At 49.1% G+C, this 7,632-nt stretch carries 11 protein-coding genes; 1 reads left to right on the plus strand and 10 read right to left on the minus strand.

The window, feature by feature from the left end; all coding sequences use genetic code 11:
* Nucleotides 1-32 precede the first annotated feature (32 nt).
* Nucleotides 33-371, minus strand: a complete 339-nt coding sequence (locus tag BM056_RS19685; RefSeq protein ID WP_092473650.1) for a phage holin family protein — start codon at nucleotides 369-371, stop codon at nucleotides 33-35.
* 127 nt (nucleotides 372-498) lie between these two features.
* On the opposite strand from BM056_RS19685, the gene rpsT reads away from it, so the two are divergent.
* Nucleotides 499-765, plus strand: coding sequence for a 30S ribosomal protein S20 (rpsT, locus tag BM056_RS19690; RefSeq protein ID WP_092473652.1), 267 nt, complete (start codon nucleotides 499-501; stop codon nucleotides 763-765).
* Between the two features lie 92 nt (nucleotides 766-857).
* On the opposite strand, the gene holA is transcribed toward rpsT, so the two are convergent.
* From holA to BM056_RS19735, 9 genes are all read right to left on the minus strand, one after another.
* On the minus strand, nucleotides 858-1,862 hold the full coding sequence (gene holA / locus BM056_RS19695) for a DNA polymerase III subunit delta (RefSeq protein ID WP_092473654.1): 1,005 nt from the start codon (nucleotides 1,860-1,862) through the stop codon (nucleotides 858-860).
* A gap of 184 nt (nucleotides 1,863-2,046) precedes the next feature.
* A complete protein-coding gene (locus BM056_RS19700) occupies nucleotides 2,047-2,793 on the minus strand; it encodes a HesA/MoeB/ThiF family protein (RefSeq protein WP_274377569.1) in 747 nt (248 codons plus the stop codon).
* A 130-nt stretch (nucleotides 2,794-2,923) separates the two neighbouring features.
* The gene (gene mobB / locus BM056_RS19705) at nucleotides 2,924-3,430 is read right to left on the minus strand and encodes a molybdopterin-guanine dinucleotide biosynthesis protein B (RefSeq protein WP_165613620.1); all 507 of its coding nucleotides are present in this window, start codon (nucleotides 3,428-3,430) and stop codon (nucleotides 2,924-2,926) included.
* On the minus strand, nucleotides 3,417-3,854 hold the full coding sequence (locus BM056_RS19710; RefSeq protein ID WP_092473658.1) for an MOSC domain-containing protein: 438 nt from the start codon (nucleotides 3,852-3,854) through the stop codon (nucleotides 3,417-3,419). Before BM056_RS19710 ends, mobB begins: the two co-directional genes overlap by 14 nt.
* Nucleotides 3,842-4,351, minus strand: a complete 510-nt coding sequence (gene moaC, locus BM056_RS19715) for a cyclic pyranopterin monophosphate synthase MoaC (RefSeq protein ID WP_092473660.1) — start codon at nucleotides 4,349-4,351, stop codon at nucleotides 3,842-3,844. Before moaC ends, BM056_RS19710 begins: the two co-directional genes overlap by 13 nt.
* Nucleotides 4,352-4,353: 2 nt before the next feature.
* The gene (moaA, locus tag BM056_RS19720; protein ID WP_092473662.1) at nucleotides 4,354-5,334 is read right to left on the minus strand and encodes a GTP 3',8-cyclase MoaA; all 981 of its coding nucleotides are present in this window, start codon (nucleotides 5,332-5,334) and stop codon (nucleotides 4,354-4,356) included.
* Between the two features lie 33 nt (nucleotides 5,335-5,367).
* On the minus strand, nucleotides 5,368-6,063 hold the full coding sequence (locus BM056_RS19725) for an ABC transporter permease (protein WP_092473664.1): 696 nt from the start codon (nucleotides 6,061-6,063) through the stop codon (nucleotides 5,368-5,370).
* A gap of 95 nt (nucleotides 6,064-6,158) precedes the next feature.
* Nucleotides 6,159-6,398: a MoaD/ThiS family protein gene (locus BM056_RS19730; RefSeq protein ID WP_092473666.1), complete on the minus strand. Its 240-nt coding sequence runs from the start codon at nucleotides 6,396-6,398 to the stop codon at nucleotides 6,159-6,161.
* Nucleotides 6,399-6,495: 97 nt separating this feature from the next.
* On the minus strand, nucleotides 6,496-7,632 hold a 1,137-nt coding region (locus BM056_RS19735; protein WP_092473668.1), incomplete at its 5' end, for an aldehyde ferredoxin oxidoreductase C-terminal domain-containing protein.

Raw genomic sequence — 7,632 nt, forward strand, 5'->3', positions numbered from 1 at the left:
GAGATTATTACCCAAACCTTACATTTTAATCTTTATCGCAGCACTGTGGGCACGATTGCATCAATCAGCCCGACCACAAAAGCAGATATTAATGCCCCGATCAGACTTACGCTGAGCAAGTTGGGGATTATAAACTGGGCCAGATAGATAACTACCGCTGCCGTAATAAATCCAACAATACCACGGTTTTGCGGGGAAATTTTATCGCCCAGCAAAGCCTCGGCCACATAGCCCAGCACCGCAATTACCGCCGCGGCAATCAAAGCGCCGGTAAAGCCGCCGCGCACAACAAAACCTGGCGCCAGCCAACTAACAACTATTAACACAAGTGCGGAAACAACAAAACGTATAATTAGTCCAAGCCATTGCATCGATCCATTCACCTCCTTAAAAAAATCTAGTAATTAGAATAACCAAAAAAATCGTTCGTATACCGGAGAAACTTGCTTTTTTTTTCAGTGCGTGGTAAAATTAGCGCTGTTGGGAGGTGAAAAAAGGATGCCTAATATCAAATCTGCTGTCAAGCGGGTTCGTATTACCAGGAAGCGGACCGAGCGCAACAGGCGAATTAAATCCAGTTTGCGTACAGCTATTCGTCATTTTCATGACGCCATCACCAGCACAAACAAGGACGAAGCCCAACTCAAATTACGCCGTGCGCTTGTTACTATAGATAAGGCCGTTACCAAAGGTGTGCTGCACAGGAATACAGCGGCCCGTACCAAGTCCCGTCTTACCAAGCGTTTTAACAAAATAGCCGGATAAGTAAAAACGCGCGCTCAGTCATTTCTATATTATGCGCGCGTTTTAATATTTGTAAAGTAATAAACCACCCGTTTTAAAACAAGGGTGGTTTATTACTTTTCGAAACATAGCTTTAAAATATATGTATCTATTAGTTCACTAAAGCTTCCTCCGCCGGTTTTAACCAGATAATCCAGTTCCGCCAGTCTCATAATGGCCTGAACAAGTTGCCCGGAGCTAAAATTCTTTTGCTGCCGGCTAATTTTTTTATAAACAAATGGGTGCATTTTCAAGGTTTTAATAATCTCTTCCCTTGCGGTACCCGCTTCAGTCATTCCCCGCACCTGATAGATCAGGCGAAACTGCCTGGCAATCATGCCTATGATCTGCTGGGGCTGCTGTTTTTGCCTTAGCAGCTGGCGAATACCTCCAATAGCTTTTGTCCCGTCTTTTTCACCAATGGCATCAACCATTTCAAAAATACTTTCCTCTACCCTGCTCGCAACCAGTTCCTTTACGGTATCCAGATTAATTGTATTACCCCTGCCCACAAAGCAGGTTAATTTTTGCATTTCATTATGCAGGGTGTACATATCCGGGCCGCAGCGCAATAGCAGTTCTTCGGCGGCTTCCCTGGTTAAAGCAGCGTCTTCTTCCCGGGCTTGCTTAGCCAGCCATTTAGTTAATTCAGATGCTTTAAGCCTGACGAATTCTATAGCACCGCCCATTGCTGCAATTTTTTTGTATAATTTCTTTCTACGGTCAATACTTTGTCCGGTTTCCAATACCAGGCAGCCACCTTTATTGGGCCGTTCAATGTACTCAAGGATGAGCTTATCATCCCCGTCCTTTTGAAGAATCGCGGCATCACGCACTACAACAAGTTTCTGTCCAGCCGTAAAGGGTGTAAGTTCCACGGCAGCAATGGCCTCTGTTGCAGATACAGATGAGCCATCTAAAATTTCATAATTAAACTCACCTTCACCAGCAGGAAGTAATGTTTGCTTTAGCCGCATCAGTGCCTGATCCCGGAGATAGGCCTCGGGACCGTAGAAAAGGTATACCGGTGCTATTTTTCCTTGCTTTAATACATTTAAAAAGTCAATAAAATATTTCATTTGTTCTAATTCCTACTTTAACTTACTAAGAATTTAATTCTCACGTTACTTGTATCTGGCGCTCCGGTGGTTCCCTCCGTGCGCTTCGCAATTTTCCTTATTGAGCGTATATTTATTGGTGCATAACGCGGTATCTATTTCTCATCCTTCTACTGCACCGTGCTGGTAGTAAAGATTTTATAATTTAAATACCACCGCACACGGGACATTCGGGATCGCGATTAATTTCAACGGGCATAAATTGCATAGTTAAAACATCACAGGTTAAAAGCCGACCGATAAGGGGTTCTCCAATGCTAAGGATAACCTTAACCGCTTCCGCAACCTCTAATGCCCCGATCAAGCCGGGAATTGCCCCCAACACACCCTCCCGGTCACAGGAAGGGGCGTCACCGGAGGGTACATTGCGGAAAATACAGGACAAACAAGGGCCCTGTCCCGGAATTATGGTCATAACCTGTCCGGAATAGCCCAAAACGCCACCAAAAATATATGGCTTTCGCTGCTCCACACAGGCCTGGTTAATTAAAAATCTAACTTCAAAGTTATCCGTTCCGTCTACTACCAGATCAAATTTAGAGATAATGTCTCTAAAATTTTTTTCATTCATCCGTTGGTTGATGGCGGATATTTTAATGTCAGGGTTTAGCGCAGCAATTTTTTCCCGGGCTGATTCGACCTTGGGGCGTCCCAGGTCGGGTGTAAAATGCAGAATCTGTCTCTGTAAATTTGACAAGTCCACGTTATCCCCGTCCAACAAACCGATATGGCCAATTCCAGCCGCCGCAAGGTAATAGGCAACCGGTGAGCCCAGTCCGCCGCTGCCCGCAACCAGCACGCTTGATTGCCGTAATTTCTCCTGCCCTGCAACACCCACACCGTCAAGCAGCATATTTCTGCGATATCTTTCCATTTGATCTGCGGTCAGCAATTTTAATCACTTCCCCTGCAGTATTGATAAAGAAGACTTGGTTCAGGTGGGGTTTTGACCCCACCTGAACCTTAGTCGCACTTATTTCGAGTTTATCGCCGCTTAACTCCCGCCTGTAGAGGCGGGAGTCCTAGCGGCGGTTAATGAGATCAATTATAAAACCAGCTGCACCGGCAATATCTTCGCTGCTGAAGCAAGGCAGTCCTTCCTCGCAAAGAGCCATGTCGCCGCAAACAGCTACCAGTTGTCTGGCGCTGGACGAGGGCTCGCCCCGGTAATGACCGGCTCTGCGCACTTCAATCTGGGGATAAGCGCTTCCTTTATAACCTTCAGTTATAACCAGGTCAACCTCCGGCATTAGCGCTGCTATATCGCCGGGCGGCATATCCCCGGCAGACCTTATCACCAGGCCAACCTTACCGGGACCGGCAATGGCCGTACATTCAGCCCCAGCCTGAAAGAGCCGCCAGGTATCTTTACCGGGCCGGTCAATTTCAAACGGCCCGTGGTGATGTTTAATAATCCCAACCTTAATCCCCCTGGCTTTAAGCTCTGCCACCAATTTTTCCAGGAAGGTGGTTTTACCGCTGTTCGACCAGCCGACAACCGATATTACCGGGACGCTATGACTGCTCAACTCGCACCTCATCGCCCACTTTGACCGCACCGCCTTTTAATACCTTGATAAATATGCCTTCCTTCGGCATGACACAATCTCCCGCCTGGTGATAAATGGCGCAGCGGGTATGACATTCCTTGCCGATCTGGGTGACTTCCCCCAGTGCTTCCGCCCCGATTTTAACCCTGGTTCCTATCGGCAGCGCAACCAGGTCGACTCCTACCGTGGTAATATTCTCGGCAAAATCGCCCGGGTTAACGTCCAGCCCGGCATCCCGCATTTTCTGCACGCTTTCCAGGGCCAGCAAACTAACTTGCCTGTGCCAGGGCCCGGCATGGGCATCTCCTTCAAAGCCATGTTCTTCAATCAGGCGACCGGTACCAATGTTTTTTTTGCGCATTCCTTTTTTGGGGCTGGTGCACACCGCCACTACATATCCCATGGCTCATCGTCCTCCCTTTGAAATGTTCCACTTTTTCCGCCGGTTTTATAGATCAAGCGTACCCGGCCCAACTCCATTTCCCGGTCTACAGCCTTGCACATATCGTAAATGGTAAGCCCGGCAACCGTTACTGCTGTAAGCGCTTCCATTTCCACCCCGGTTTTCCCGGTTGTGCGCACCCTGGCCTGAATCTCAACCCTGTCAGGCTCATTAATTCTAAAGTCCACGTTAACCCCGGTTAAGGTAATGGGGTGCGCCATAGGAACCAGTCTGCCTGTTTCTTTGGCCGCCATGATACCGGCTACCCGGGCCACACCAAGTACATCACCCTTCGCCACCCGGCCGCCGACAATCAGTTCCAGAGTGCCGGGCCGCATGATTACTTCACCTCTGGCAATTGCTACACGGACAGTATCGTTTTTATCACTAATATCCACCATCCTGGCGGCGCCTTTTTCATCAAAGTGGGTCAACCCTTGATAACCTTCGTCAGCCATCACTAACCTCCTATTTGCGACATTACACGGTCATCTTCCTGCCATGCCTTGTCCAAATCATGACCAACCGGCTTGCTCACAATAGCTTCCCTAAATATCTCTACCAGTTTTTCCGGCCCTGCTCCACTGCGTAAAGCCTGTTTAAGATCGATTTCCCTGTGATTAAACAGACATGGCCGCAGCTGACCGGTGGATGTCAGCCGCAAACGATTACACTCGGCACAAAAATGATTGCTTATGGCAGAGATAAAACCTATTGTACCCCTTGATCCCGGCAGCCGGGTGTAAAGGGCCGGCCCGTTACCGTTAATGTGTTTTTCATCTACAAGATTACCCAGTGCTCCTTCAATCAATTCCTTAACTTCGCCGGAGGCAATGAACTTGCCCCTGGACCACGCATCCGATGAGCCAATGGGCATTAACTCAATAAATCTAATGTGCAGCGGGTGATCCAAAGTCAGCCTGGCCAGATCTACCAGCTCATCGTCATTAAAACCGCGAATGGCCACAGTATTTATTTTTACCGGGTCCAGCCCTGCGCTTAGCGCAGCGTTAATGCCTTTCCAAACCAGATCAAGGTTTCCTCCCCGGGTAATTTTCTTAAAGCGTTCGGGTTTCATGGTGTCAAGGCTTACATTAACCCGGTTTAGGCCTGCCTTTTTTAATGGCCCCACCATTTGGCTCAGCAAAATACCGTTTGTGGTTATAGCTATATCGTCTATTTCAGGAATATTTTTCAAGCTGCTCACCAGGTCTAAAATTCCACCGCGTACCAGCGGCTCCCCCCCGGTAAGGCGGATTTTTTTTATTCCTATACGGACCCCGGCCTTAACCACTGTTATTATTTCCTCTATACTCAGGATCTCTTCATGTTTGATAAATTTAACACCACTCGGTGGCATGCAATAAACGCAGCGCAAATTACACCGGTCAGTTACTGAAATACGCAGGTAATTAATTGGCCGCCGGTATTGGTCTTGCATTGTTACACCTTCTTTTTGGTTATTTAATTACAGTTAATACCGGCCCTTCTGCTGCAAAACAGTCAGGCTGAAAGTGATTACATAAGCCAGTAATAATAAGATAACGCTTAAAGCAACACTGATATCAAAATTCCCTTTGCTGACCTCCATCACCGTAGCCGTTGTCAGCGTTCTTGTCAGTCCAGGTATATTGCCGCCTACCATCATCGCCGCACCTACTTCGGATACGACACCGCCGAAACCGGCTATTACAGCAGCCAGCAAACCAAGCCGGGCTTCTTTTAGTATTAGCCACAGCAACTGAGAACGCGACGCCCCCAGAGCTAAAATCTGCAATCTTATCTTGGGGTTAAGCTGCCCCACGGCAGCCATCGTAAAACCGGTAACGATGGGTGAAGCTATGATGGCCTGGGCTATTACTACTGCCGTCGGAGTATACTGCAGGTTTAAAAAACCCAGCGGTCCGGAGCGCCAGAGCATCAGACTTACAAATAAACCCACTACCACGGGTGGCAGCCCCATACCAAGGTTCACCATACTTACAGCCAGATAACGTCCCCTAAAAACACGAAAAGCAAGAAAAAGTCCTATTGGCACACCTATCAATACACTAATCAACGTTGCCGTCCCAGTTACCCGTAAGGTAAATAAAGTAATCTGGAACACCTCCGGATCACCGGTTAACACCAGGTATAAGGTATGGGTCAGACCTTTAATCAGCGTATCCATTATCAATACCCCGCTCCATTATGCTTAATTTTGCATAACGGTCCTAAAAATTAATTGCCAAAAATATTATTAAAAGCACATTACCGGGGGCCAAATTAACCGCCTCCCACCGGTGGGAAAAGAGAAATCCTTTCCCCTCCTTTAACAGTGTAATCAAGCGACTGGTGTTTACCATCAACAAGTATGTTAAACACGTCCTTTTCCGGAATGCCAAGCTTTTCTAATAATTCTTTAATGGTTTCTCCTTCGTCCAGTTCAACCGGCAAAGGCTCACCAAAACGCTTGCCGGGCAAATACTTTTCCAGCCCGCTGAATACACGAACCTCAACCAACATATAAATTCACCTCGTCTGAGCTGCCTAAAAACCATCCATATAAAAAAACAGGGCTGCGGGAGCGCTTACCTCCGGCAACCCTTTGCATTAAATTATACTAAAAATTGAATACCTCGTCCAGTTCATCATCAGTTAGATCAAACTTAGTATGGTGAGGCGGCAGATCCTCGATTTGGAAGAACTCGGGCAGCCGGTCGTCTGCTTTGGTAAAGCCGGCGGCCTTGTTGAACTCCCTTTCCACCTTCAATATATCCTGGCCCAGGGCTATAACATCGTCCACCGTCAAATTAATACCGTACTGGGCGTTTAGCATTTCCACGACGGTGGGCAGTCCTTCCGGGTTGTCCAGCACGGCGAAGGCGACGAACAGGCACAAGCCGGTTGAATCCACGGCAGCGGTAGCCACCTGCAGTTTGCGGGAAAGCTCCACCTGGCCCTCTTTCTTGGTGGGATCGACAGTGCCGCCCACGTTTAGAATATTGGCTGTAACAGCGTAGCCGGCGGTATGATCAGCACCCATGGGGGTGGTGGCGTAGGTTACGCCGTTACCCTTGCAGGAGCGGGGGTCATAGGCCGGGATGCCCTGACCCTTAACGGCGGGCACGCGGGTAACCCCGTACAGCTTGCCGGCGTTGGTGGGACCGCCGCCGATAACCCGGCCCAGCGGAGTGCCTTGGACCACTTCTTCCAGCGCAGCAATGGCAGCCTGACCGTCGCCAAAGGGCATTACCCCGGCTTCCATTAAAACGCCCAGGGTGCAGCCCACATCAATGGTGTCGAGACCAACGTCGTTGCAGATATAGTTCAGCATGGCCACTGTGTCCAGGTCGCCGATCTCCAGGTTGGGACCGAAGCACCAGGCGGTTTCGTACTCGATGGGAGCGCAAACTTTGCCGTTCGGCATGGGATAGACGTTGGAGCAGCGCATCACGCAACCGGGATGACAGGCGTGGGTGGCTTTGCCGCCCCGGGCGGTGGCCACTTCGGCCAGCTTTTCGCCGCTGACTTCGGCGGCTTTATCGAAACGGCCGAATCTAAAGTTGCGGGTGGGTATGGTGCCGGCTTCGTTGATGATGTTCATCAGTACGTTGGTGCCGTAAGCAGGCAGCCCCTGTCCGCAAACGGGGTGGTCCAGCAATATTTTGGCGAATTTTTTAGCTGCGGCTTTAAACCGCTCGGGATCGGCAACCGGCGCGTCGAAGGTTTTGGGGCAGTCAATAACAATGGCTTTTAG

It is taken from the genome of Desulfotruncus arcticus DSM 17038, from assembly GCF_900113335.1.
Taxonomy (GTDB): Bacteria; Bacillota; Desulfotomaculia; order Desulfotomaculales; family Desulfallaceae; genus Desulfotruncus; species Desulfotruncus arcticus.

Excerpts from the sequence above, each read along its gene's own strand:
- rpsT (WP_092473652.1), top strand. The coding sequence starts at position 499 with ATGCCTAATATCAAATCTGCTGTCAAGCGGGTTCGTATTACCAGGAAG.
- BM056_RS19685 (WP_092473650.1), bottom strand. The coding sequence starts at position 371 with ATGCAATGGCTTGGACTAATTATACGTTTTGTTGTTTCCGCACTTGTG.
- holA (WP_092473654.1), bottom strand. The coding sequence starts at position 1,862 with ATGAAATATTTTATTGACTTTTTAAATGTATTAAAGCAAGGAAAAATA.
- BM056_RS19725 (WP_092473664.1), bottom strand. The coding sequence starts at position 6,063 with ATGGATACGCTGATTAAAGGTCTGACCCATACCTTATACCTGGTGTTA.
- moaA (WP_092473662.1), bottom strand. The coding sequence starts at position 5,334 with ATGCAAGACCAATACCGGCGGCCAATTAATTACCTGCGTATTTCAGTA.
- BM056_RS19730 (WP_092473666.1), bottom strand. The coding sequence starts at position 6,398 with ATGTTGGTTGAGGTTCGTGTATTCAGCGGGCTGGAAAAGTATTTGCCC.
- BM056_RS19710 (WP_092473658.1), bottom strand. The coding sequence starts at position 3,854 with ATGGGATATGTAGTGGCGGTGTGCACCAGCCCCAAAAAAGGAATGCGC.
- moaC (WP_092473660.1), bottom strand. The coding sequence starts at position 4,351 with ATGGCTGACGAAGGTTATCAAGGGTTGACCCACTTTGATGAAAAAGGC.